The organism is Vannielia sp., assembly GCF_029212645.1.
Taxonomy (GTDB): Bacteria; Pseudomonadota; Alphaproteobacteria; order Rhodobacterales; family Rhodobacteraceae; genus Vannielia.
This window is the reverse complement of the sequence record NZ_JARGND010000046.1, coordinates 1-21,098: the sequence shown is the minus strand read 5'-3', so window position 1 is coordinate 21,098 and position 21,098 is coordinate 1. Positions and strand designations below refer to the sequence as shown.

General features: G+C 63.5%; 23 protein-coding genes. 7 read left to right on the top strand and 16 right to left on the bottom strand.

Annotated elements, in window-relative coordinates; all coding sequences use genetic code 11:
* The first annotated feature begins 379 nt into the window (after positions 1-379).
* Both P1U55_RS13225 and argF read left to right on the top strand, forming a co-directional pair.
* Complete coding sequence (locus tag P1U55_RS13225; RefSeq protein ID WP_301048092.1) at positions 380-1,561, top strand: aspartate aminotransferase family protein; 1,182 nt, start codon at positions 380-382, stop codon at positions 1,559-1,561.
* Positions 1,558-2,484: an ornithine carbamoyltransferase gene (gene argF, locus P1U55_RS13220; RefSeq protein WP_301048091.1), complete on the top strand. Its 927-nt coding sequence runs from the start codon at positions 1,558-1,560 to the stop codon at positions 2,482-2,484. The genes P1U55_RS13225 and argF overlap by 4 nt, the downstream gene beginning before the upstream one ends.
* Before the next feature lie 70 nt (positions 2,485-2,554).
* On the opposite strand, the gene P1U55_RS13215 is transcribed toward argF, so the two are convergent.
* The 6 genes from P1U55_RS13215 to P1U55_RS13190 all read right to left on the bottom strand — a co-directional run bounded on the left by P1U55_RS13215 (position 2,555) and on the right by P1U55_RS13190 (position 8,622).
* Positions 2,555-3,568 carry a LysM peptidoglycan-binding domain-containing protein gene (locus P1U55_RS13215; protein ID WP_301048090.1) on the bottom strand — a complete coding sequence of 338 codons (1,014 nt, stop codon included), beginning with the start codon at positions 3,566-3,568 and terminating at the stop codon, positions 2,555-2,557.
* A 28-nt stretch (positions 3,569-3,596) separates the two neighbouring features.
* Positions 3,597-4,220: a rhodanese-like domain-containing protein gene (locus tag P1U55_RS13210; protein WP_301048089.1), complete on the bottom strand. Its 624-nt coding sequence runs from the start codon at positions 4,218-4,220 to the stop codon at positions 3,597-3,599.
* Between the two features lie 266 nt (positions 4,221-4,486).
* A complete protein-coding gene (locus P1U55_RS13205) occupies positions 4,487-5,707 on the bottom strand; it encodes a folylpolyglutamate synthase/dihydrofolate synthase family protein (protein WP_301048093.1) in 1,221 nt (406 codons plus the stop codon).
* A 26-nt stretch (positions 5,708-5,733) separates the two neighbouring features.
* Entirely contained in the window at positions 5,734-6,699 is a 966-nt protein-coding gene (gene accD, locus P1U55_RS13200; RefSeq protein WP_301048088.1) for an acetyl-CoA carboxylase, carboxyltransferase subunit beta, read from the bottom strand.
* A gap of 81 nt (positions 6,700-6,780) precedes the next feature.
* Complete coding sequence (locus tag P1U55_RS13195; RefSeq protein ID WP_301048087.1) at positions 6,781-7,674, bottom strand: type II CAAX endopeptidase family protein; 894 nt, start codon at positions 7,672-7,674, stop codon at positions 6,781-6,783.
* Positions 7,675-7,740: 66 nt separating this feature from the next.
* Positions 7,741-8,622 (bottom strand): CPBP family intramembrane glutamic endopeptidase, encoded by an 882-nt coding sequence (locus P1U55_RS13190; protein ID WP_301048086.1) that lies wholly within the window; start codon positions 8,620-8,622, stop codon positions 7,741-7,743.
* 48 nt (positions 8,623-8,670) lie between these two features.
* Between P1U55_RS13190 and P1U55_RS13185 the strand changes: the two genes are divergently transcribed.
* Positions 8,671-8,931, top strand: a complete 261-nt coding sequence (locus tag P1U55_RS13185) for a hypothetical protein (RefSeq protein WP_301048085.1) — start codon at positions 8,671-8,673, stop codon at positions 8,929-8,931.
* Between the two features lie 70 nt (positions 8,932-9,001).
* On the opposite strand, the gene P1U55_RS13180 is transcribed toward P1U55_RS13185, so the two are convergent.
* Positions 9,002-9,241, bottom strand: coding sequence for an EF-hand domain-containing protein (locus P1U55_RS13180; protein WP_301048084.1), 240 nt, complete (start codon positions 9,239-9,241; stop codon positions 9,002-9,004).
* Between the two features lie 336 nt (positions 9,242-9,577).
* On the opposite strand from P1U55_RS13180, the gene P1U55_RS13175 reads away from it, so the two are divergent.
* Both P1U55_RS13175 and P1U55_RS13170 read left to right on the top strand, forming a co-directional pair.
* Complete coding sequence (locus P1U55_RS13175) at positions 9,578-10,138, top strand: type 1 glutamine amidotransferase domain-containing protein (protein WP_301048083.1); 561 nt, start codon at positions 9,578-9,580, stop codon at positions 10,136-10,138.
* A 260-nt stretch (positions 10,139-10,398) separates the two neighbouring features.
* On the top strand, positions 10,399-11,304 hold the full coding sequence (locus tag P1U55_RS13170) for a LysR family transcriptional regulator (RefSeq protein ID WP_301048082.1): 906 nt from the start codon (positions 10,399-10,401) through the stop codon (positions 11,302-11,304).
* Positions 11,305-11,515: 211 nt separating this feature from the next.
* On the opposite strand, the gene P1U55_RS13165 is transcribed toward P1U55_RS13170, so the two are convergent.
* From P1U55_RS13165 to P1U55_RS13150, 4 genes are read right to left on the bottom strand one after another with little or no spacing between them, the layout of a single operon-like run.
* Positions 11,516-12,523 (bottom strand): OmpA family protein, encoded by a 1,008-nt coding sequence (locus P1U55_RS13165; RefSeq protein ID WP_301048081.1) that lies wholly within the window; start codon positions 12,521-12,523, stop codon positions 11,516-11,518.
* Complete coding sequence (locus P1U55_RS13160) at positions 12,520-13,089, bottom strand: peroxidase-related enzyme (protein WP_301048080.1); 570 nt, start codon at positions 13,087-13,089, stop codon at positions 12,520-12,522. Before P1U55_RS13160 ends, P1U55_RS13165 begins: the two co-directional genes overlap by 4 nt.
* Entirely contained in the window at positions 13,082-13,843 is a 762-nt protein-coding gene (locus tag P1U55_RS13155; RefSeq protein ID WP_301048079.1) for an N-acetyltransferase, read from the bottom strand. Before P1U55_RS13155 ends, P1U55_RS13160 begins: the two co-directional genes overlap by 8 nt.
* Positions 13,840-14,571, bottom strand: coding sequence for a molybdopterin-binding protein (locus tag P1U55_RS13150; protein WP_301048078.1), 732 nt, complete (start codon positions 14,569-14,571; stop codon positions 13,840-13,842). Before P1U55_RS13150 ends, P1U55_RS13155 begins: the two co-directional genes overlap by 4 nt.
* 46 nt (positions 14,572-14,617) lie before the next feature.
* Between P1U55_RS13150 and sfsA the strand changes: the two genes are divergently transcribed.
* Positions 14,618-15,319 (top strand): DNA/RNA nuclease SfsA, encoded by a 702-nt coding sequence (gene sfsA, locus P1U55_RS13145; RefSeq protein WP_301048077.1) that lies wholly within the window; start codon positions 14,618-14,620, stop codon positions 15,317-15,319.
* Between the two features lie 365 nt (positions 15,320-15,684).
* Here the strand turns inward: sfsA and P1U55_RS13140 are convergent, their stop codons facing one another.
* The 4 genes from P1U55_RS13140 to ilvD form a co-directional block, all read right to left on the bottom strand.
* Positions 15,685-16,089: a hypothetical protein gene (locus P1U55_RS13140; RefSeq protein ID WP_301048076.1), complete on the bottom strand. Its 405-nt coding sequence runs from the start codon at positions 16,087-16,089 to the stop codon at positions 15,685-15,687.
* A gap of 9 nt (positions 16,090-16,098) precedes the next feature.
* Positions 16,099-16,875 carry a DUF6478 family protein gene (locus P1U55_RS13135; RefSeq protein WP_301048075.1) on the bottom strand — a complete coding sequence of 259 codons (777 nt, stop codon included), beginning with the start codon at positions 16,873-16,875 and terminating at the stop codon, positions 16,099-16,101.
* 157 nt (positions 16,876-17,032) lie between these two features.
* Positions 17,033-17,662: a cation transport ATPase gene (locus P1U55_RS13130; protein WP_301048074.1), complete on the bottom strand. Its 630-nt coding sequence runs from the start codon at positions 17,660-17,662 to the stop codon at positions 17,033-17,035.
* Between the two features lie 130 nt (positions 17,663-17,792).
* Positions 17,793-19,556, bottom strand: coding sequence for a dihydroxy-acid dehydratase (gene ilvD / locus P1U55_RS13125; protein WP_301048073.1), 1,764 nt, complete (start codon positions 19,554-19,556; stop codon positions 17,793-17,795).
* A 186-nt stretch (positions 19,557-19,742) separates the two neighbouring features.
* Between ilvD and P1U55_RS13120 the strand changes: the two genes are divergently transcribed.
* Entirely contained in the window at positions 19,743-20,012 is a 270-nt protein-coding gene (locus tag P1U55_RS13120) for a DUF1858 domain-containing protein (protein ID WP_301048072.1), read from the top strand.
* Here the strand turns inward: P1U55_RS13120 and P1U55_RS13115 are convergent.
* The gene (locus tag P1U55_RS13115; RefSeq protein WP_301048071.1) at positions 19,963-20,655 is read right to left on the bottom strand and encodes a Crp/Fnr family transcriptional regulator; all 693 of its coding nucleotides are present in this window, start codon (positions 20,653-20,655) and stop codon (positions 19,963-19,965) included. The two genes, P1U55_RS13120 and P1U55_RS13115, sit on opposite strands and share 50 nt — an antisense overlap.
* Between the last annotated feature and the right edge of the window lie 443 nt (positions 20,656-21,098).

Sequence of the window (21,098 nt, the reverse complement as noted above, 5' to 3'; positions counted from 1 at the left end):
TGGTGACGTTGATCAGAGTGTTGATAAAAGCCTATGCAGCTTGCCCTCGCGTTGGGTGCGGTTTTTCGACCCAGATCGCCCCAAGGCCGATCATAACCGCTGCGCCAAGCGCCAAAAGCGCGGGCGTTTTGGGTGATAAGGGGCTGGTCATGGTGGCGTTTTGGGCGGGCCTGCGCTGGAAACCCTCTTCCCAGAGCGGCGACAATCGGCTAAAGGCTGTGGCATGACCACAGCGAGCCACATCCTGCGCCGACGCCGCGCCTGATCTGCCACAGGGCCTATGCGCCCTGCCCGCCCGCCTGTGCTCCCCCTTCCTGAAAACCTTGACGAACGCCCCAAGCTCTTGCATTTCCGGGGCTTACCTTGAAAGGACGATCCGATGATCCCCTCCATTCTGCCGACCTACAATCGCGCGCCGCTCTCCTTTGTGGAGGGGCGTGGCTGCTGGCTGGTGGAGGCCGATGGGCGACGTTTCCTTGATCTGGGCGCGGGCATCGCGGTGAACGCGCTCGGCCACGCTGCGCCGGAATTGGTGGAGGTGCTGACCCGCCAGGCAGGCAAGCTTTGGCATGTGTCGAACCTCTATCAAGTGCCCGAGCAGGAGGCGCTGGCCGACAAGCTGGTAGAAGAAACCTTCGCCGATACGGTGTTTTTCACCAACTCGGGCACCGAGGCCTGCGAGCTGGCGGTAAAGATGGCGCGCAAGCATTTTGCCGAAGCCGGGCAGCCCGAGCGGGTTGAGATCATCACTTTCGAGGGATGCTTTCATGGCCGCTCCTCGGCGGCGATTGCGGCCTCGGGTGCGGAAAAGATGGTTGCCGGGTTTGGCCCGCTGCTGGAAGGTTTTGTGCATCTGCCATGGGGTGACCATGACGCGCTGCGCGCCGCCGTGGGCGAGCGCACCTGTGCGATCATGGTGGAGCCGGTGCAGGGCGAAGGTGGCATCCGGGTGCTGCCCGACCAATGCCTGAAGGGGTTGCGCGATATGTGTGACGAGGCCGGGATTTTGCTGATCCTCGACGAGGTGCAATGCGGCGTGGGGCGGACCGGCAAGCTTTTTGCGCATGAGTGGGCGGGTATAGCGCCCGATATCATGATGGTCGCCAAGGGCATTGGCGGGGGCTTCCCGCTGGGCGCTGTTCTGGCCACCGAGGCTGCGGCGAGCGGCATGGGGGCGGGCAGCCACGGCTCCACCTATGGCGGCAACCCGCTGGGATGCGCGGTTGGCAAGGCGGTGCTTGACCGGGTGAGCGACCCGGCCTTCCTTGAGGATGTTAACCGCCGCGCCGGGCTGCTGCGCCAAAAGCTTGAAGGGCTGGTGGCCGCGCATCCAGAGGTGTTTGAAGGGGTGCGCGGCGAGGGGCTGATGCTTGGCCTCAAGTGCAAGGTGGCCCCGGCCGATGTGGTGACTGCGGGCTATGACGCGCAGGTCATCACCGTGCCGGCCGCCGACAATGTGGTGCGCATTCTGCCGCCGCTCACCATCACCGAAGACGAGATCAACGAAGCGCTCACCCGGCTCGACGCCGCTGCAACCGCGCTGAAGGAGGCCGGGATATGACCCATTTTCTAGACATTAATAAAACCGACAGTGCGGACCTGCGCCAGATGATCGACGCCGCTCGCAGCATGAAAACCGCGCGTAAACGCGCCTTGAAGGGCGCGAAGGATGCCGAGCAGCCACTGAAAGACCACATCGTTGCGCTGGTGTTTGAAAAGCCTTCCACCCGCACGCGCACCTCGTTTGATGTGGGCGTGCGCCAGATGGGCGGCGAAACGCTGGTGCTCTCCGGCAGCGAAATGCAGCTTGGCCACGGTGAAACCATCGCCGATACCGCCCGCGTGCTGTCGCGCTATTGCGATATGATCATGCTGCGCACCTTCGCCGAGGAGACCCTGCTGGAACTGGCCGAATACGCCACCGTGCCGGTGATCAACGGGCTGACAGACCGCACCCATCCCTGCCAGATCATGGCCGATGTGATGACCTATGAAGAGCATCGCGGCCCGATCAAGGGCAAGCGCGTGGTCTGGGCGGGCGATGGCAACAATGTGTGCGCGAGCTTTGTGCACGCGGCGGGCAAGTTTGGCTTTGACCTCACCTTCACCGGGCCAGAGGTGCTGGACCCGGAGCGCGAATTTGTGGAAGAGGCCCGCGCCGCCGGATCGGATATCAGCTTTGAGCGCGATATCTGGACGGCTGTCGAGGGCGCCGATCTGATCGTGGCGGATACCTGGGTTTCGATGCACGACAAGCAAAGCACCCGCGAGCGCCGCCACAACATGCTGCGCCCCTACCAGATCAACGAGGATGTCATGGCCGCCGCCGGAGAGCAGGCGCTGTTCATGCACTGCCTGCCCGCCCACCGGGGCGAAGAGGTGACGAGCGCGGTGATGGACGGGCCGCAATCGGTGGTGTTTGACGAGGCCGAAAACCGGCTGCACGCGCAAAAGGCGATCATGCGCTGGTGCATCGGCGCCTGAGATGTGAGCCCATGAAACGCAAACCGCCGGCCCTTTGGGACCGGCGGTTTTTTATTGCGTTATGAGCAGCTTACCCGGCTGGGATGGTCAGGCGTTGGCCAACGTTGATCCGGTCGGGGCTGCTGATCTGATCAAGGTTGGCGCGGTAGATCGCATCGTATTTCGCAATCCGGCCATAGTAGCGGAAGGCAATCGTGGCGAGGCTTTCGCCAGAGCGCACGGTATGCACCACCGGCTCGGCAAGGCTCAACTCCGGGCGTGATTTGGGTGCCTTGCGGGTTGAAAGCTGGGTGGAAGCGCGCACCAGCGCACTCAGCACCAGATCGGTATCCACCTGCCCGTTGGTGTTCATCAGCGCGGCGGGGGCATCAAGCTGCCCGGCGGCGGAGAGGCCATCAATCAGGGCGATCAGATACTCGTCCGACTGCCCCTCCTGCATCGCTGCGGTGACAATATCCTCAAGCTTCACAATGTTGCCGGGCGCAAGCGCGGCCTTGAGGGACTGCTCAGCCGCGGATGGTTCCGTGGCGCTGCCGCCAAGGCCCGCAAGCACGTAATCGGTGGTGAACTCATGCACCGTATTGGTGGTGTCGACCCGTGTGCGCGGGCCAGCGCCGAGGGCGGCGAGCACATAATCGGTGCCTTGAGACAGCTCCTGACGGTGCAGATAGGGGTTTTCGCCGGTGATATCCGCGTAGAGCGTGCGCTCGGCGGGATCGGCCTTGAGGTCTTGCACTTTTTCAACATCGAGGCCGGAAAGCACATTGGCGCCAAGGGTGGCCATATCGCGGTTTTTGGCGGTGTCGCTTTCCCCGGCGATTGCCAGGTTGACGGCTGCTTGCAGCGGATCGGCAGCGGCGGGCTTTGCGGCCACATCGGCGGCCACATCGGCGGGCGCATCGGGTGTGGTCACCGGCTCCGGGGCCTGCTGATCTGCAATGATTGCGGCCAGTTCTGCCTCGCTTGCGGCGAGGTCTGCCTTGCTGACCGCCTCCGTTTCGTCACGCCCGATACCGGGCATGAAAAGGACGGTTGCAAGCGTCGCGGTGAGGAGCGCCGAAACGACGACAATTGCTCTGAGCATGGCATCAATCCCAAGGGTTAAATAAGGGTCAGGGGGCTTTTACGGTGAGGCCCAACAGCGACCAGACTTGCAGGCCACCGCGATAGTAACTCAGCTTTTCCGAGGGGTATCCGGCATCAACAAGATGGCGGATCGCCTGCGGTGCCTGAGAGCACCAAGGCCCGGAGCAATAGAGCGTAAGGTCTTTGGCTGCGCCAAAATCCCAGCCTGAGGCGCTGTCTTTTGCACCCAGCGCCTTGAGGATTTCATCGCGGTAAGGGTTTTCCGGATCAAGGGTGGCGAGGGGCACGTTGACCGCGCCGGGGATCGCACCCTTGATGAAGGTTTCCGGCATCCGGCTATCGAGCAAAAGCCCGTTTCCGGCGGTCACCTCAGATTGAAGGAAGGCGATCACCTCAAGCTCCCCGATGGTGGCAACGCCGGGCGCGGCTTCCATTGGGATGATGCAGGCGGGCGGGCAGTTTTGCGCCAGATCGGCAAGATCATCGGAGATCCCGCCGCCCTCTGCGACAGGGCCACGTTCGATGGTGATCGACTGGCCCTTCAAATCAAAACTGGAGGAGAGCATATCCTCGGTGATTGGCACTTGCTGAGCCACCGACGTAGCCCCGCTGGCAAGTAGCGCGACGATGGCGAGCGTTATGGAACGCATTTGATTCCCCCCGAAATCACATGAAGGCGTCTAATTTGGTAGATGACGCATTTTTTATTATATAGCTCAAAATGTAGCGAGATTTCGCCCAATTGGTCAATATGCGGTGGTTGTGCATATATGCCTTGTGAAGCGTCAGGCGCGAAAGCGGCAAGGTTTCAGTCAGTTAGAGGTGCGAAAAAATATTGACGCGGCGGCGGATTTCGCCGCCCCGCTCGCGCTTCAACCCACAGACCTGACCGATATAACCGACCAAATCGGCAGAATCACCGGGCGCTTTCCGCAGAAAGAATCGCCCCGGCGAGGTAAAGCGAGCCGCAGATCAGCACCCTTGCGTTGGGGTGGGTTTGCGCCACCTCGGCCAGCGCGGCGGGCACATCAGGCGCGGTGGCGGCCTTGAGGCCCAGGGTGCGGGCGGCGGTGGCGATTGTCTCTGGCGGGTGGGCCTTGGGCTCACCGGGGATCGGCACGGCGATGACCTTGGCGGCATGTTTCAGCGGGCTGAGGAAGCTTTCCAACTCCCGGTTGGCCAGCATCCCGACCACAAGCACCGTGTCGCGTGCAGGCAGGGCGGCGAGACCGGCGGAAAGCGCGCGGGCCGCTGCCGGGTTGTGGCCGCCATCAAGCCAAAGCTCCAGCCCGAGGCCGGGCGCGAGGCGCTGCATCCGGGCCGGCCAGCGGACGGCTGTCATCGCCGCCTCGGCCGCCGCTTCGCCCTGCCCCAGCGTGCGCAAAGCGGCCAGCGCAAGGCCCGCGTTGCCAATCTGGTGCGGGCCGGGGAGCGCGGGCAATGGCAGATCGAGCAGGCCGGTTTCATCTTGAAACACCAGCCGCCCATGCTCGGTGCCAACGTGCCAATGCTGGCCTTCCACCAGCAGCGGCGCCCCGGCGCGGGCGGCGGCACGCTCGATCACCGCTTCGGCCTCTTCGGCCTGGCGGGCGACCACGCAGGGCACGCCGCGCTTGATGATTCCGGCCTTTTCGCCCGCGATTTCGGCCAGCGTATCGCCAAGGTATTCCTGATGATCAAAATCGACCGGGGTGATCACCGTGAGTGCGGGTTTATCAACGACATTGGTGGCATCGAGCACACCGCCGAGGCCCACTTCGAGCAGGCACCAATCGGCGGGGCTGCGCGACATGGCCAGAAAGCCCGCCGCTGTTGTGGCCTCGAAAAAGGTGATCTCTTCGCCGTTGTTGCGCGCGATCACCTCTTCCAGCAGCGCCACGAGCGCCGGTTCGGAAATATCGGCGCCTGCCAGCCTGATCCGCTCATGGAAGCGCACCAGATGGGGCGAGGTATAGGCGTGAACGCGGGCGCCGGTTTGCTCCAGCCCGGCGCGAAGCATCGCCTGGGTGGAGCCTTTGCCATTGGTGCCCGCAATGTGGATCACAGGCGGCAGCGCACGCTCCGGGTGGCCGAGCGTGGCCAGCAGGCGGTGCATCCGCCCCAGCGATAGCTCCATCTCCGCCGGGTGGAGCCGCATCAGCTGCTCCAGCAGGGCGGCGCTTGTCACTTTGGCGGCTCTTGCCCGGGCGCAACGCTTTCAGGCGTGGCCTCGGGAGGGGTGGCGACGTTTTCGACCGGTTGGGCAGGCTCGGGGGCGGGCAGATCACCGGCAACGGGTGGGTCCATCCGCATCAGCATGCGGCAAAGCGAGACCAGCTCTTCCTTCATCGCCTTGCGGTGGGTCACCCGATCCAGCATCCCGTGGTCGAGCAGGTATTCGGCCCGTTGGAAGCCCTCGGGCAGTTGCTCGTGTATGGTTTGCTCGATCACGCGGGTTCCGGCAAAGCCGATCAGCGCGTTGGGTTCAGCGATGTGGATATCGCCCAGCATCGCATAAGACGCGGTGACGCCGCCGGTGGTGGGATGGGTCAGCACCACGATATAGGGCAGGCCCGCTTCCTTGAGCATCTGGATCGCCACGGTGGTGCGGGGCATTTGCATGAGCGCCAGAATGCCCTCTTGCATACGGGCGCCACCGGCGGCGGAGAACACGATGAAGGGGCGTTTCAGCTCAATCGCGCGCTGGGCACCGGCGATGAAGGCATTGCCGACGTACATGCTCATCGAGCCGCCGATAAAGGAGAAGTCCTGCGCGGCGGCAACAACGGGGGTGCGGCCCATTTCGCCCTCGGCGACCAGCATCGCCTCGGCCTCGCCTGTTGCCTTTTGCGCGGCTTTCAGGCGATCAGGGTAGCGCCTTTGATCCCGAAAGTGCAGCGGATCGGCGACTGGCTCGGGCACCTCGACCTCGGTGAAGATGCCCCCGTCAAACAACGCTTTGAAGCGCCCGCGCGGGGAGAGCTGCATGTGGTGGTCGCAGTTGGTGCACACATTCAGATTGTCAGCCAACTCGCGGTGAAACAGCATGGTGCCGCATTCCGGGCACTTTTGCCAAAGGTTATCCGGCACTTCCCGGCGCGAGAAGAGGGAGTTGATCTTTGGGCGGACGTAGTTGGAAATCCAGTTCATCGCATCTTTCCGCAGCTGCTGCTTGCCTTGTGAGATAGGCCGGGTGGGCAGGAATTGCAATCAGGTGGCCACCAGATCGCCCTATCGCTCCAGCAGGGTTTTGATCACCCACCAGATGCCAAAGAGGACAACGATGGAGAAGGCAAGGGCGAGGCTGTTGAAGCCCTCGGTGGCTATCCCAGCGGGGGACACATAGAGCGCCGCGCCGGTGATCCCATCATCAATCGACACCACCAGAAGAGCCAGAAAGTTGTTGGCAAAGTGAAAGCCCATCGCCGCGCCAAGTGAGCCGGTGCGCTCTGTCAGGTCTGCCGCGATGAGGCCAAAGGAGAAGGTTGCCAGCAGCAGGAGCGGCAGGTTGCGGCCTGCCTCCGGATCCCAGTGGAGCAGGCCGAAGACCAGCGCAGGCAGGGTGAACCAGATCCAGCGGGCGGTGAAGCGGGCGGCGAGGGCCTGCATGATGTAGCCACGAAACAGCAGCTCCTCTGCGGCGATCTGCAAAAACAGCAGCGGCAGGAACAGCGGCAGGAAATGCAGCCAGCGGGAGAAGGACAGCCCTTGGTTGGGCGGGTCGATCCATGCGCCCAGCGCCATAAGGCTGCCGAAGATGACCAGCACCACCAAGCCTGCCGTGACAAAGCCGCGCCACCACTCGGACCAGGGGCCAAGCAGCGAGCCGGGGCCGCGAAAGTGCAGCGCGGCGGCGGCGAGGATCGGCCCCAGCGCCATGCCCGAAAATGTTGCCAGCAGGGTGACAACCGCCCATGGCGTGGTGGGGTATTGCAGGCTTTGCAGGAAGGGCATCACCCCGTAGAGCCCCACTTCACGCGCAGCGATAGCGCTACCGATGGCGACCACCATCACCGAGAGGCTGATGTAGCAAAAGACGATCAGCAACAGGCCCAGCAGAATGCGCCAGATTTCGGGGTAGATCTTGGCCGGGGCAAGGGTTGCCTCGAATTCCGGGTGCCGCATGGGGGCGCTCCTTTGGCTCATGTTTTACATTGCTTACGGTGTGTGGCGGGCAAGGCCAAGAGGCCCCTAGCGGTGGATCGCGGCGCGGGCCGCCAGCCATGAAACAAGCAACGCCAGCATTTCGGCGGGCATCAGGGTGGCCAGCATCGGCGCATCGGGGCCAAACGGCAGGTGATAGAGCGCAAGGCCAGAGCCGGGCACCGGCATGGAGACACCAAGCAGGACCACGAGGTTATTGCTGATATGAAAGGCCAGCGCCGGGCCAAGGTTGCCTGCTCGCGCCGTCAGGTCTGCGGCGGCGATCGCAAAGCAAAAGGCCCAGAGCACCGACCAGATCGCATTATCGCCCGATGTGGCGCTATAATGCAGCAGCGCAAACAGCGCCGAAGGCACCGCCATCCACGCCCAGCTTTTGGGGCCGGTGGCGGCGCGGATTTGCTGGGTGAGGTAGCCGCGAAAGAACAGCTCTTCGGTGCCCGCCTGCACCACCACCGCCGCCACCGCCACCGGCAGCAGGAAAACCCAGCGAGACAGGCTCATCGCCTCGTTGCGGATGAGAGTGTATTCGGCGGGCATCAGCAGGATAAGGCCAATGTAGAGCGGCAGCAGCCAGTAGGTGACGCGAATGAAATCCCCCACCGCATCCACCGGCGGCCCAAGCAACGACGCAAGGCTGCGCCAGTGGATCGCCCGCAGCGCCAGCGTGAGGCCCAGCGCATAAAGCCCCATCGAGAACAGCATGGCGAGGGATTGGCCCGGCGTGTCTCCGCTGGATTCAAGCACCGCTGTTACCGCATCATTGCCGCCGATGAGGGCAAGCAGCACAAAGAGCAGCTGTTGCAGGCCGATAACCGCGAACAGCATCAGCGCCAGCACCGCCCCGATCCGCCAAAGCTCGGGCGTGGCGGCGGCGGGGGCGGCGTAGGTCTCAAGCCGTTCATATGCCATGAAGCTGCTCCATGGCAGCTGAGATAGGCGGTTGGACGAGGCGGGGCAATGGGGGCTGACGCTGGCTTTGGCCGGATCTGCGCCAAGGGCCATGCCTTCCCGCTGCGGAAGGTGCGCCGCGCGGGTGGCCGGGCCGTGACCCGCAAGGAGAGATCGCGCCACACGCGCATCAACCGCGCTGGGCGGCGCGCGGCCTTCGGCGAGCATGGCGGGGCGGCGGGCCTCGGCTTTACGCTCGACTGTGCCCTTGAAGGGCATATCGTGAGTGACGGCAGAGGGGCCAAAGCGGCACGCAACGCCTACGGATAAAGATGAGGGGAAAAAGCGGCGGCGGGGCGCCTGGGAATGGGAAGGTATGCCCCGCCGCCTTCACCGGGGGTTAGCCGGCGGTGATGAGGCCAGCGGCCACGGCGGCCTCCCACTCGGTTGCGTCCACCTCGCCATCAGCCGAAGTGTCGATCTGGGCAAAGACCTCTGGGGTGAGGTCAGGCATGGCGGCCGTCATCTCTTCCATCGAGTAGGTGCCGTTGCCATCGCTGTCTTCGACCATCGGCGCGTCCTGAGCCACCAGCGGGCCAGCAAGGAACACGGCGAAAGCGGTGAGTGTGAGTTTTTTCATTGGTTTCGTCTCCTGTTAGATAAGCCGTCATTGGCTGCGTTGCCCACTTGCTGCGGGCCTGCGAGAGAGAGGTAAGGCCGAGGCGGGGCGCTCTGCCATGGGGGGCGGCGCGGGGGGCGATTTCCGGCGCTGCGCCGCCAAAACCGGGGCGCGGAACGGGCGGGGAAACGCCGCGCCGCAGCCATGGTCATTTTGCCGCCCAGCCAGCAACCCCTCGCGGGCCGGGTTTCGCCGAAAAACCCGCGCCTTACGTGCAGGCGGGCGACCGCCGAGGATGGAACATTGCACCGGGCCGGGCCGTTGAGAAGGCGAAACGCAATTAACAGGAGGTGCCTCATGCCCCGCATTACCGAAAGCAAGATTCTCATCATTTCGACCCATGGCTTTGAACAATCTGAGCTGGAGTTCCCGCGTGACCAGTTGCGCGCCAAGGGGGCCGCTGTGCATGTGGCCACGCTTGACGGCAACGCGATCAACGGCTGGGAAGGCTCTGACTGGGGCCGCGAAGCCGAGGCGGACCTGAAGATCGCCGATGCCGATGCGGGCGACTATGATGCGCTCGTCATCCCCGGTGGCCAGATCAACCCCGACCTGCTGCGCGTGGAGCCCGATGTGCTGAAGCTGGTGCGGGATTTCCACGACACCGGCAAAACCATCGCCGCCGTTTGCCACGCCCCCTGGGTGCTGGTGGAAGCGGGAATCGCCAAGGGCCGGAAGATGACCTCGTATAATTCCATCAAGACCGACGTGAAAAACGCCGGAGCCGATTGGGTGGATTGCGAAGTTGCCACCGACAACGGCATCATCACTTCGCGCAACCCCGGCGACCTTGAGGCCTTTGTGTCAAAGATCGTTGAAGTGATCGAAGAGGGGGAGCACCAGCGAACCGCGGCCTGATCAGGCCCCGCACCTTGCCGCAGCCGGGATACTGCCCGGTTGCGGGCACCCCGGCCGCGCGGCCACGCCTTGCGGCTGGGTTTTTGGGCATAATGGACTGTCATTGTTGTATATTTCTTGGCCTGACTGCCGAAAAGGCTCGTTTCCACTTAACCAACGATGGCGGTGAAAACCGCGATATTGTCCGGCAGTTGTCCCATTTCAGCCTAATTTCAGGCCCATACCGATCCTCGAAAAACGCAGACACTTGAGGTAACGGCATGGATCGACTGACCGAGATGGAAGCCTTCGCCACCGTGGTGGACCAAGGAGGCTTTACGGATGCGGCCAAGAAGATGGGGATTTCAAAATCTGCCGTCTCCAAGCACGTCTCCTCGCTGGAAGCCCGCCTTGGCGCGCGGCTCCTGAACCGCACCACACGGCGCGTTTCACCCACCGAGATCGGACTGGCCTATTACGACCGCGCCCGCCGGGTGCTGAACGATGCCGGAGAGGCCGACGCGCTTGTCACCTCGATGCAATCGGCGCCCTCGGGGCTGCTGCGCATCTCGGTTGCCACCGATTTTGGCGTCAATCACCTGAGCCCGGTGCTGGGAGAGTTTCTGCGTGAATACCCTGATATTACGGTCAACATGGTGCTCAACAACCGCTATGTGGAGCTGATCTCGGAAGGCTTTGACATGGCCATCCGCATTGGGGAGCTGGAAGATAGCACCCTGCGCGCCCGCAAGCTGGCCGAGACCACCAAACGCATGATCGCCAGCCCCGCCTACTTTGAGAAATATGGCCGCCCGGAAAAGATTGATGATCTGAACGAGCATAAGCTTTTGCACTATTCCAACCAGTCCTCCGGCAACGTTTGGAAGCTTGCCGCGCCCTCAGGCGAAAAGCGCCAGGTGCGCACGGCGGGCTGGCTCACGGTGAATGACGGCCAGTCGCTGCTGAACGCGGCCATCTCGGGCCTTGGCATCGCCTATTTGCCTAACTTCCTTTACGCCGAGGCGGAAAAGGACGGGCTGGTGCAGGAGGCGATCCCCGATCTGCCCACCGAGATGTTGGGTATCTACGCGGTGTACCCGCCGGGCCGCTTCACCCAACCGAAGGTGCGCGCGTTCATTGATTTCCTGGTCCACAGTTTTGCAACCAAAGGCCCGGATACCTGGTAGGCCGCTGGCTTACAGATGTTTCCCCATCGAACAAACTGGCCGGGTACGCGAGTGCCCGGTTTTTTGTTGGGTTTTTTTGGGGGGGGCAGCCTTCCCACCCGTGGGGGGCCAGCCCCCCACACCAAGCCATCCGTAGGGGGCCAGCCCCCCACACCCCCCGGGATATTTCCAGAGCATTGAGAGGGAAAAGGCGTGGGCCGTGGGGCGTGGGTTATTCGGTTGAGGAGAGGATGACCTCGACCCGGCGGTTCGCCTCGCGGCCCTCTTCGGTGAGGTTGGAGGTGAGCGGGGAGAGGTAGCCGACGCCTTCGGCCTGCACCTGGCCCGGCGCGACGCCGAGTGCGGTGAGCTTGGAGCGCACCGAGCCCGCGCGTTTTTGCGACAGCGCCTTGTTGCCCAAGAGCGAACCTTCGGCATCGGTATGGCCGACCAGCACGATGGCGCGTTTGGGGTGGGCCTTGAGATAGCCTGCGAGCTGGTCGAGCGAGCGGTAATCGCCCTCGCCCAGCCGCGAAGAGCCGGTGGGGAAATCGAGATCGGCCAGCACGGCGCGGCCGTGGATTTCGAGCTGTTGGGTCAGCGGCATCGCGGTGCTGGTGGTGGCCGGATCGCCATTGGCGCTGGGGGATGTTTTAGCGGCGGCGGCGGCGATTTCATCGGACAGGGTCAGCGGGTCGGGGTTTTTGGTGGAGGCGACGAGGACATCTGCCTCTGCTTCCGCCGGTCCGACACGGGTGATCTGCAAGAAGCCGCGCCCCGAGGAGCGGCTGACCAGAAGCGATACATATTCGGGCCGTTCCTCACCCATTTTATGGGCGGCGATGAAGCGGAAATCGCCCAGGTCAACGTGCATGGCCGGTTCGGGCAGCACATCGGTTTCATAGCGGAAATCAAAGCCGCCGCAGGCCCGCGACTCGCACTCGAAGATCACCTCGAAGCCCGCGCTTTCGATCTGGGATTTCAGCGGCCCCATCAGTTGCAGCGTGGTCAACCCCTGGCTTTGCACCTGCCACGCGCTTTGGCGCACCTCGCCCTCGGCCCAGATGTTTTGCACTTCGCCGTTCTCATAGCCCGAGATCGGCACCCGGTAGCTGCCATAGGTTTCCACCTGCTCCGCCGTCTGGTGCGCGCCTGCCGGAAACTCCAGCGTGAGGGTCACGGCAGGCGTGGTGAACAGCGCTGTGCAGAGCGCGGCAACGGAAGGAAGCAGCCAGTTCATCGGTTTTGTGCGTGATACGCCTCGTTCGGTTTCATCTCTGTTGCGGCGGCCACGCGGTTTGTCATGTTGAAGAAGGCGGCAACGGCGGAGATATCCCAGATATCCCGGTCGCTCCAACCCACGGCACGCAGGGCCTCGCGGTCTTCTTCATCCATCTTGGCGCAGGATTCTGTCAACTTTGCAGCGAAATCGAGCATTTTGCGCTGTTTTTCGGTAAGATCAGCGACGCGGTAGTTCATCACCAACTGCTCGCCGAGGATCGGATCCCCCGACAGCGCCCGCACCGCCTGGCCATGGGCGGCGAGGCAGTAAAAACAGCTGTTGATCGACGACACCACGACCGCAATCATCTCGCGCTCAAGCTTGGTGAGGGCCGAGTCGGCCAGCATCAGATCATTGTAGATCGTGGTGAACGCGTTGAGCTTGTCGATGTCAAAGGCATAGGCCTGAAGCACGTTGGGAACGAGGCCAAGCTTCTCCTGGCATATCTCGAAATAGCGCTGGGTATCCTCTGGCAGAGGGTCGACCATGGGAAGGTCGAGCGCGGTAACACTCTTTTTATTCATCAGAACCTGTCTCTTCCTCGTTAGCGGCCTCTTTGTGGACCTGTTTGATACGATACATGTAATGCGTGCAAAAATCCATTTCCAACCGCGTGTAGAGCGCATTCGCCGCGGCATTTCCTTGCGTCACAAGCAGGGTGAGCCAGCGGGCCCCATGATCTTGTGCCCAAATGGCGGCAGCCCCCATGATATTGCGGCCTACGCCTTGGCGGCGGTCCGCCGGTCGCACCTCCAGCGCGTGCAGCATGGCGATATCACCGTGGAGCGCAATGAAGGCCACGCCTGCGGGCGAGTCGCCGGCGCGGGCCAGAATCGTGGTTTTTGGGCCCTGCACACGCGCCATGATCGCTTGCCGCTCGGGGCCGATGCCCCCCTCGGCCCAAAGTTGGCGCTGGATGGCGAGGGCCGGAAGATCAACCCGAAAGGCGGTGAGGGAAGGCGGTGCAATGGCCATGCGGGCGACCGGGGCGCTGTAGATATTGGTGGGGTCTTTCAGCGCGTAACCGGCGGCGGCGAGCCGGGCCTCAAGCTGGGTTTGCTCCGCCATGAGGCGCACCAGCGGGGGCTGGCCAAGGGCGCGCTGCGCTTCTTCCATCGGCGCAAGGGGGGCGTTTTCATCCAATGTGGTGGCGGCGGACACCCGTGAGCCGCCCCCTGCCCCTTTGCGGATCGTCCAGGCCCCGGCGGTGTGGGTGTGCTCGGCGGGCCATGTGCCATCGATCGCCGCGAGCAACGCCGCAACCTGGGGTTGGCTCATTCACAGGCCTCGGGAAACAGCGCCGCCAGCTCGCGCATGGCGCCATCCACCGCCGCGCCATCGCTGCCCCGGATCACGATGTTTGAGCCAAAGACCCCGCCCTGCTGAAACGGGTAGGAGCCGATGGAAAGCTCAGGGTGGGCGGCGGCCAGATCGGCCAGCGGATCGGCAATATCGCCCTCGCCGCGCATCACCCGCAGGGATTGCGACAGCAGCGGCGCGCCCTCGGCCACATCGGCCAGAACGCTGGCCACCATCGCCTGAAAAACGGTGGGCACCCCGGCCAGGACATGCACGTTTTTATAGGTGAAACCGGGCGCAATGCTCACCGGATTTTCGATCAGCGTTGCGCCCTCGGGCACCCGCGCCATGCGCTTGCGCGCTTCGGTAAACTCCATCCCCTGACGCGCGTAATGCGCCGCCAGCAGCGCCAGCGCATCGGCCCGCTGCGGGGCCGTGGTGCCAAAGGCGGCGGCGACGTTATCGGCGGTGATATCGTCATGGGTGGGGCCAATACCGCCAGAGGTGAACACATGGTCATAGGCCGCCGCCAGCGCCTTCACGGCGCTTTGGATCGCTTCTGGCTCATCGGCGATCATCCGCACCTCGCGCAGATCAATCCCGCGCTTGGCGAGTTCGCAGGCGAGGTGGTGCATGTTGCTGTCGCGGGTGCGGCCCGAGAGGATCTCGTCACCGATCACCAACATGGCGGCGCTGGGGTTGCTCATGGCGGTCTCCTTGAGGTGGGTTGGGCCAAGGTATAGGCCAGTGGCCATGCGCTTTGAAACCCCTCTGATCCCCGCCCGCCTGCTGCGCCGTTACAAGCGTTTTCTTGCCGATGTGGTGCTGGAGGACGGGCAGGAAGTGGTGGCCCATTGCCCCAACCCCGGCGCGATGACGGGACTGGCAGAGCCGGGCACGCGGGTGTGGCTGGAGCCAAATGACGACCCGAAAAAGAAGCTGCGCTACGGCTGGCGGCTGGTGGAGCAGGCGGGCGGGTTCATCGGGGTGGATACCGCACTGCCCAACCGGGCGCTTGGCGCGGCGCTACGGGCCGGAACGGTGGAGGGTCTGGGCGGCTATGACGCGCTGCGCGCCGAGGTGAAATATGGCGAGAAGAGCCGGGTGGATTTTTTGCTCGCCGGGACGGAGCGGCGCGACTGCTATGTTGAGGTGAAATCGGTGACGCTGTGCCGTAAGGCCGGGCTGGCGGAGTTTCCCGACACGGTGACAACACGCGGCGCCCGGCACATGCAGGACCTGGCCGCGATGGTGGCAGAGGGCCACCGTGCGGTGGTGCTGTTTTTGGTGCAGCGGACGGATGCGGAGCGGGTGGCCGTGGCGGGGGACATTGACCCCGGTTACGGCGCGGCGTTCAGCGCGGCGCGAGCGGCGGGGGTGGAGGCGATGGCGCTTGGCTGCAAGATCACCCCGCAAGAGGTGACGCCTGCCGGGGCTTTGCCCCTTTTGGAGTAAGGCCGGGGCGCTGCGCGCCCTTGGGTGGAGCGGGCCTCGCTTTGCTCGGCTTGGTGCCTGGTGGCCTCGCTACGCTTGGCGGGAGTTCTGGTTGCCTCGCTGCGCTCGGGCTGGCTTCTAGTGGCCTCGCTGCGCTCGGCGGGGCGTTCGGCAGCCTCGCTACGCTCGGCTTTTTCGCAGGATTCGTGGTGGGGCTTGATAGTGGGGCGCGGGCCGTTTCACACGCCTGTCGCCCTTTATTTTCTGCCGAAAATCAGCCCGTTAGAACATGTTTCTCAAAAGTGGGAACCGGTTTTGAGCTTCTCGAACATGCGAAATCAATAAGTTAGAGCGTGTCGCGTGAATTCGAATGAACGCGACACGCTCTAATGGCCAAGCACCTCAAGGCAATGCCGACGGAACGCCTTTTTCAGCATGTCGAGCTCGGCGCGCAGCAGATCGACCTCGGCGCGGATGTCATCCTCCAGCGGTTCGCCGGTGACGATGGTGAACGTGTCCAGCGTGGTGGAGGTTTTGCCATCGCTGATGACGAAGGTTTGCACCCCTTCCGACAGCAGCTTGGCGGGGATCGGCACGCGCACCGTCCAGACCTTGTCCATCTCGCCGTCGGCCACCACCTCAACGCCCTCAACCGGCGCGCCAAGATGCGTCACCTCGATTTGCGGCGTGTAAGCGCCCATCGCCTCGGCCACCAGCATCCCTTCCCAGACACCGCCACGGATGCGGGTTTTCTGGAGGGTGATCTGCGGGCTATGGGTCGTGTCGGGCATGGTCCGTCCTCAGATGTCAGCGCGGGGGCGGCGCGAGAAGGTAAGATCGCGCAGGATCACCTGATTCATCTCCGGGTTTTCGAAGATGAGATCAATCCACGCTCCTTCTACCCGCTTTTCGTTCAATCCGGTATAGGCCAGATCAAACTCCACCAGTTGGTCGGCGCCCTCCTGCATGGGCAATTCGCGCACCAGTTGCTCGGTGTTGGGACCGTGCTTGATGTTGATACGGGCGAAAACCTCGATCGGCTTTTCGGATTGCACCGTTGCGGCCAGCCCGATCACATGTTTCTTTTTCAGACCCTGCATGGCCTCACCGGGCAGATCGAGCACGAGGCTCAGGAAGGAACCGTCAAAGCGGAACACATCCATCCTCAGGCCGTATGGCGCAAGGTCTTCGGGGCTGGTGTTGCGGATCTGGCGCATGGTCAGCTCGCTCACCGTGCAATCGTGGTGCAGCGTCACCTCTTCGCCCATCCGGGTGCGGGTTTTGGCGGCGGCAATGCCGGGCGGGTTGATGGGGCCGCGCCACAGCTCCGGGCGCCATGACCAATCCGCGCCAATCGGCTTGCGCATGGCGTTGGAGCCGATCAGCGGCAGGGTGAGGCGCTCTTCGGCCACATGCAGGGTGCGGTCCAGATGGCGGCGCAGCTGGCGGGCGCGGCCACGGGCGGCCTTGAGCGCGCCAAGGTCCATCGCCTTGGCCTCATCGGCCACCCGCCGCCACCGCTTGAGAGCGTGGCGGTGCTGGGTTCGGGCGATCAGTCTTTCACTGTTGCGGGCCATGGCTTTGGCTTTATGTCTCTCATACTCAGGGTCGGGGCAGCAAACTTCGCGTTTTCTGCCTTTATTTTAGACCTGTATGAGGCTGACACCAAAACCTTTCAATCCCGCAAATACGCGCGGGCGGGTTTTTGCACGGCTTACGCGGGGGGAATGTGGCCTATCTGGCGCTCTCACGGGTGATCCGCTCCACGAAGCGCTCCAGCAGGCCAAGGCCCGCTTCGGTGGCAATTGGCTCGGCCTCAAGCGAGTGGAGCACCACCGTCACCATCCGCCCGTTCGCGGTGAAGAACCCCCGCCAGCGGGCCTGGCCAAGCTCTGGGCGTTTGGGCGGGCCAGCATCCCGCAGGGCCAGCAAAAAGGCGGGGCCGCGCACCTGGGTATCAAGCACCGAAACATCCGCCGCCTGCCCCGAATTGGCCAGCGCCGCCCGCCCCTTGGCGGAGCGGAAGTAGCCGCCCAGCAGATCGGGGTTGATCGGCTCTGTGCCCGAACCTTCAGCGCCAACGGTGGCGGTGAGCAGCCCCTTGAAGCCCGGTGCGGGATGTTCGGCAGCTTGCGAGATAGCGGCGCAGGAGGCCAGCAGCACGAAAGGCGCGCGCCCGGTCTTCGAGGCGCGCTCATCAATGCAATAGCCTTCGGGCGCGGCCACCACCACGGCACCGCCTGCAACGGGCTGCAAAGCCGGAGGCTTTGGCAGGAGGGAGCGGGCGGGAGCGCCGGAGGCGGCGCTGCCCTTGCCAAGGGTCGGCAGATCAAAGTTCCCACAGCCCGCAAGGGCAAGGGGCACCACCAGGGCGAAAGCCCGGGCCGCTTTGCGCCCACCGAGCGTAGCGAGGCCACCGGCAGCCAAGCCGAGCGGAGCGAGGCGACGAACAGCCGCCGCGAAGCGCGTTGCCCGCCGAAGGCGAGGCCGCACCCTATTGGTCCATATAAATATGGGTCTCTTCCTTGGCGCCCGGATGGGTCACCGCGCCATATTTCGCAGAGCCAACAAGCTGCGCATATTTCCACAGCGCGCCCGAGGCATAATCGGTTTCGCGCGGGCCGGGCCATGCGGCTTTGCGCTCGGCAAGCTCATCGTCGCTCAGATCAACCGCGATCACGCCCTCGATGGCATCAATGGTGATCACATCGCCATCCTTGAGCAGCGCAATCGGCCCGCCATGCGCCGCTTCGGGGCCGACATGGCCCACGCAAAAGCCGCGGGTTGCGCCCGAGAAGCGGCCATCGGTGATCAGCGCCACCTTCTTGCCCATGCCCTGGCCTGAAAGCGCCGCCGTGGTGGCCAGCATCTCGCGCATCCCCGGCCCACCGGCGGGGCCTTCGTTGCGGATGACGATCACCTCGCCTTCCTTGTATCCACGCTTCTGCACGGCCTCAAACGCCAGTTCTTCGCTGTCAAACACCCGTGCCGGGCCAACGAACCGCTGGTGCTGGGTGTCGATCCCGGCAACCTTCACAATCGCCCCATCAGGCGCAAGGTTGCCCGACAGGCCAACAACGCCGCCGGTTTTGGTGATCGGTGTTTCGATCGGGTAGATCACCTTGCCATCGGCGTTCCGGTCGATCAGATCAAGCTCTTCACCAATCGAGCGGCCCGTCGCTGTCATGCAGTCTTCGTGGATCAGCCCGGCCTTGCGCAGCTCTTTCATCACCACCGGGATGCCGCCGGCATCGTACAGGTCTTTCGCCACATAGGCCCCGCCGGGTTTCAGATCGACAAAATAGGGCGTCTCGCGGAAGATATCGCACACATCCTGCAGGAAAAACTCGATCCCCGCCTCATGGGCAATCGCCGGAAGGTGCAGGCCCGCGTTGGTGGAGCCGCCGGTGCAGGCCACCACGCGGGCGGCGTTTTCAAGGCTCTGGCGGGTCACCACATCGCGGGCGCGGATGTTGCGCTCGATCAGATCCATCACGGCGCGCCCGGAAGCCTCGGAATATTGGTCGCGGCTCTCGTAAGGTGCGGGCATACCGGAGGAGTTCATCAACGCGAGGCCAATCGCCTCAGACACACAAGCCATGGTGTTGGCGGTGAACTGGCCACCGCAGGCCCCGGCCGAGGGGCAGGCCACCCGCTCCAGCATATCAAGGGCGGCGTCTGACAACTCATCATTCTGGTGGCGGCCAACGGCCTCGAACATATCCTGCACCGTCAGGTCGCGGGAGCGGAAATCTTCGGGGATTTCCTCAACCTGTGGCGCCTTGCCCGGCAGGATCGACCCGCCGTAAATAAACACCGACGGCACGTTGAGCCGCACCATCGCCATCATCATGCCCGGCAGCGATTTGTCACAGCCCGCAAGGCCCACGAGGGCATCATAGCAGTGGCCGCGCATCGTAAGCTCCACCGTGTCGGCAATCGCCTCACGCGAGGCCAGCGACGAGCGCATGCCCTCGTGGCCCATGGCGATGCCATCGGTCACGGTGATGGTGGTGAACTCACGCGGCGTGCCTGCGGCGGCTTTCACCCCCAGCTTCACCGCCTGCGCCTGACGGTTGAGCGAGATGTTGCAGGGCGCGGCCTCGTTCCAGCAGGTGGCAACGCCAACCAACGGCTGGTGGATTTCATCCTCGCTCAGACCCATCGCATAAAGGTAGGAGCGGTGCGGCGCCCGCTCGGGGCCTTCGGTCACATGGCGGCTGGGCAGCTTGGATTTGTCGGTCTTGCGCTTGAGCATCTGGTCTCTCCCCGAGGTAGCGGGCCGCTAACGCGGCGGTTGCCCTGCAATAATCTCCGGGCGGGCGGGGGGCAAGGTGGATTGAGCAATGCCGCACAGGCCAAAAAGCCCCGCCAGTTTGCGAAGCAACAACATGGCGGGCTGAAGGCCTTGCTATTGTCAGCGGCATGAAACGGGACCGGAGCAATGTGTGAGCGCAAGTTTGACAGCCCAGATCTGACTCTTGACGAGATGTTCCGAAACTGGCCGGAAACGGCCACGGTATTTATCAATCATGGAATGCTGTGCGTCGGTTGCCCGATTGTCGCCTTTCACACGGTTGCAGATGCCTGCGCCGCATACGACCTTGATATCATTGCCTTCAAAGCACTGCTGCGCAGGGCTGCCGCAGGGTCTTCCCCCGAAATCAGCCCTGATTTGCGATCACCACCATCCGGTGAGGATCCGTCACCGTGATATGCTTGCGCTTGCTGGCCACGATGCCCTGCTTCTCCCAGGCCGCCAACAACCGGCTCACGGTGTGAATCGTTGAGCCGGTCATCTCGGAAATTGTGGCCCGCGTAATCGGGAAGGTGATCTCGATCCCCGCATCAACCTTTTGCCCGTATTGGCGCACCAGGCGCAGCACAACGGCGGCCACCCTTTGCTCTACCGCCTGTGTCGACAGCTCATCAATACGGTCGTGAAGCTCTGTCATACGGCCACCGATCGTGCGCCAGGATTCCGAGCCAAAGCCTTCATATCGTTTGACAAAATCCGCCCAATGATGAGCGGGCCAACCAAGGGTGATGCAATCGACCGCGGCAACCGCATCCGCAGGATAGGTTTTACGGCCCAGCGCGGGCGCAACCCCAAACAGCTCCCCTGCGGGGATGTGCAGGGGCACAACCCTGTCTCCGCCCGGCGTCAGGCGCTCCACACGGATTAGGCCATCCAACAGCAGAAAAAACCTCTCGGCCTCGTTCCCCTGGCTAAAAACGGCCTCCCCTTCGTTCCAGGTTTTCTTTGTGGCCAGTCCGATGATCTCGGCAATTTCCGAGGAAGACAGCCTTGAAAAGGGCGGCAGTTTCACCAGCAAGGTTTCGTCGATCTTGGCCACGGATGGTTCTCTATGTTGCTGAGTGGAAAGGATGGTGCCGCAGCCCAAGCGGCAAACCAGACGGAGGGAAACCATGGCCGCAGGGGGGAACAGTTTTGCGGCCCTGACCGCGATAGCACCCCTGCAAAGCAAGTGCAAAAGGATCGGCCATAGGGCGGATGCGCTATGGTTGGGCTTGGGTCACATCCACAGGCCGTCGCCGGTTGTTTCTGGCGGTTTTAATGGGGGAGCCGCCCTTGCGCCACGCATCTTGGTAATCGAGCGAGCGATGGGAGCAAAGGCGGCAAATGGGTGGATTGGCGGCGCGAGCGTTGCGCGCAGATTGCGCCGCAATTTGGGGGGCCAGTTCCGCGCCCACTTGCCCTTTTGGGGAGTTTGCCCGAGGCGGCGGCGTTGCTCTGGCCGCTGGCCTTACACGTTTTTTTGGGGGGGTTGGGCGTTGC

Coding starts and splice junctions, on each gene's coding strand:
- P1U55_RS13135 (WP_301048075.1), bottom strand. CDS start 16,875: ATGGCCCGCAACAGTGAAAGACTGATCGCCCGAACCCAGCACCGCCAC.
- P1U55_RS13185 (WP_301048085.1), top strand. CDS start 8,671: ATGGGGGCTGACGCTGGCTTTGGCCGGATCTGCGCCAAGGGCCATGCC.
- ilvD (WP_301048073.1), bottom strand. CDS start 19,556: ATGCTCAAGCGCAAGACCGACAAATCCAAGCTGCCCAGCCGCCATGTG.
- P1U55_RS13140 (WP_301048076.1), bottom strand. CDS start 16,089: ATGCCCGACACGACCCATAGCCCGCAGATCACCCTCCAGAAAACCCGC.
- P1U55_RS13155 (WP_301048079.1), bottom strand. CDS start 13,843: ATGAGCCAACCCCAGGTTGCGGCGTTGCTCGCGGCGATCGATGGCACA.
- P1U55_RS13120 (WP_301048072.1), top strand. CDS start 19,743: ATGTGTGAGCGCAAGTTTGACAGCCCAGATCTGACTCTTGACGAGATG.
- P1U55_RS13165 (WP_301048081.1), bottom strand. CDS start 12,523: ATGAACTGGCTGCTTCCTTCCGTTGCCGCGCTCTGCACAGCGCTGTTC.
- P1U55_RS13150 (WP_301048078.1), bottom strand. CDS start 14,571: ATGAGCAACCCCAGCGCCGCCATGTTGGTGATCGGTGACGAGATCCTC.
- P1U55_RS13205 (WP_301048093.1), bottom strand. CDS start 5,707: ATGCGGCTCCACCCGGCGGAGATGGAGCTATCGCTGGGGCGGATGCAC.
- P1U55_RS13160 (WP_301048080.1), bottom strand. CDS start 13,089: ATGAATAAAAAGAGTGTTACCGCGCTCGACCTTCCCATGGTCGACCCT.
- sfsA (WP_301048077.1), top strand. CDS start 14,618: ATGCGCTTTGAAACCCCTCTGATCCCCGCCCGCCTGCTGCGCCGTTAC.
- P1U55_RS13180 (WP_301048084.1), bottom strand. CDS start 9,241: ATGAAAAAACTCACACTCACCGCTTTCGCCGTGTTCCTTGCTGGCCCG.
- P1U55_RS13215 (WP_301048090.1), bottom strand. CDS start 3,568: ATGCTCAGAGCAATTGTCGTCGTTTCGGCGCTCCTCACCGCGACGCTT.
- P1U55_RS13210 (WP_301048089.1), bottom strand. CDS start 4,220: ATGCGTTCCATAACGCTCGCCATCGTCGCGCTACTTGCCAGCGGGGCT.
- accD (WP_301048088.1), bottom strand. CDS start 6,699: ATGAACTGGATTTCCAACTACGTCCGCCCAAAGATCAACTCCCTCTTC.
- P1U55_RS13170 (WP_301048082.1), top strand. CDS start 10,399: ATGGATCGACTGACCGAGATGGAAGCCTTCGCCACCGTGGTGGACCAA.
- P1U55_RS13190 (WP_301048086.1), bottom strand. CDS start 8,622: ATGGCATATGAACGGCTTGAGACCTACGCCGCCCCCGCCGCCGCCACG.
- P1U55_RS13175 (WP_301048083.1), top strand. CDS start 9,578: ATGCCCCGCATTACCGAAAGCAAGATTCTCATCATTTCGACCCATGGC.
- P1U55_RS13225 (WP_301048092.1), top strand. CDS start 380: ATGATCCCCTCCATTCTGCCGACCTACAATCGCGCGCCGCTCTCCTTT.
- argF (WP_301048091.1), top strand. CDS start 1,558: ATGACCCATTTTCTAGACATTAATAAAACCGACAGTGCGGACCTGCGC.
- P1U55_RS13195 (WP_301048087.1), bottom strand. CDS start 7,674: ATGCGGCACCCGGAATTCGAGGCAACCCTTGCCCCGGCCAAGATCTAC.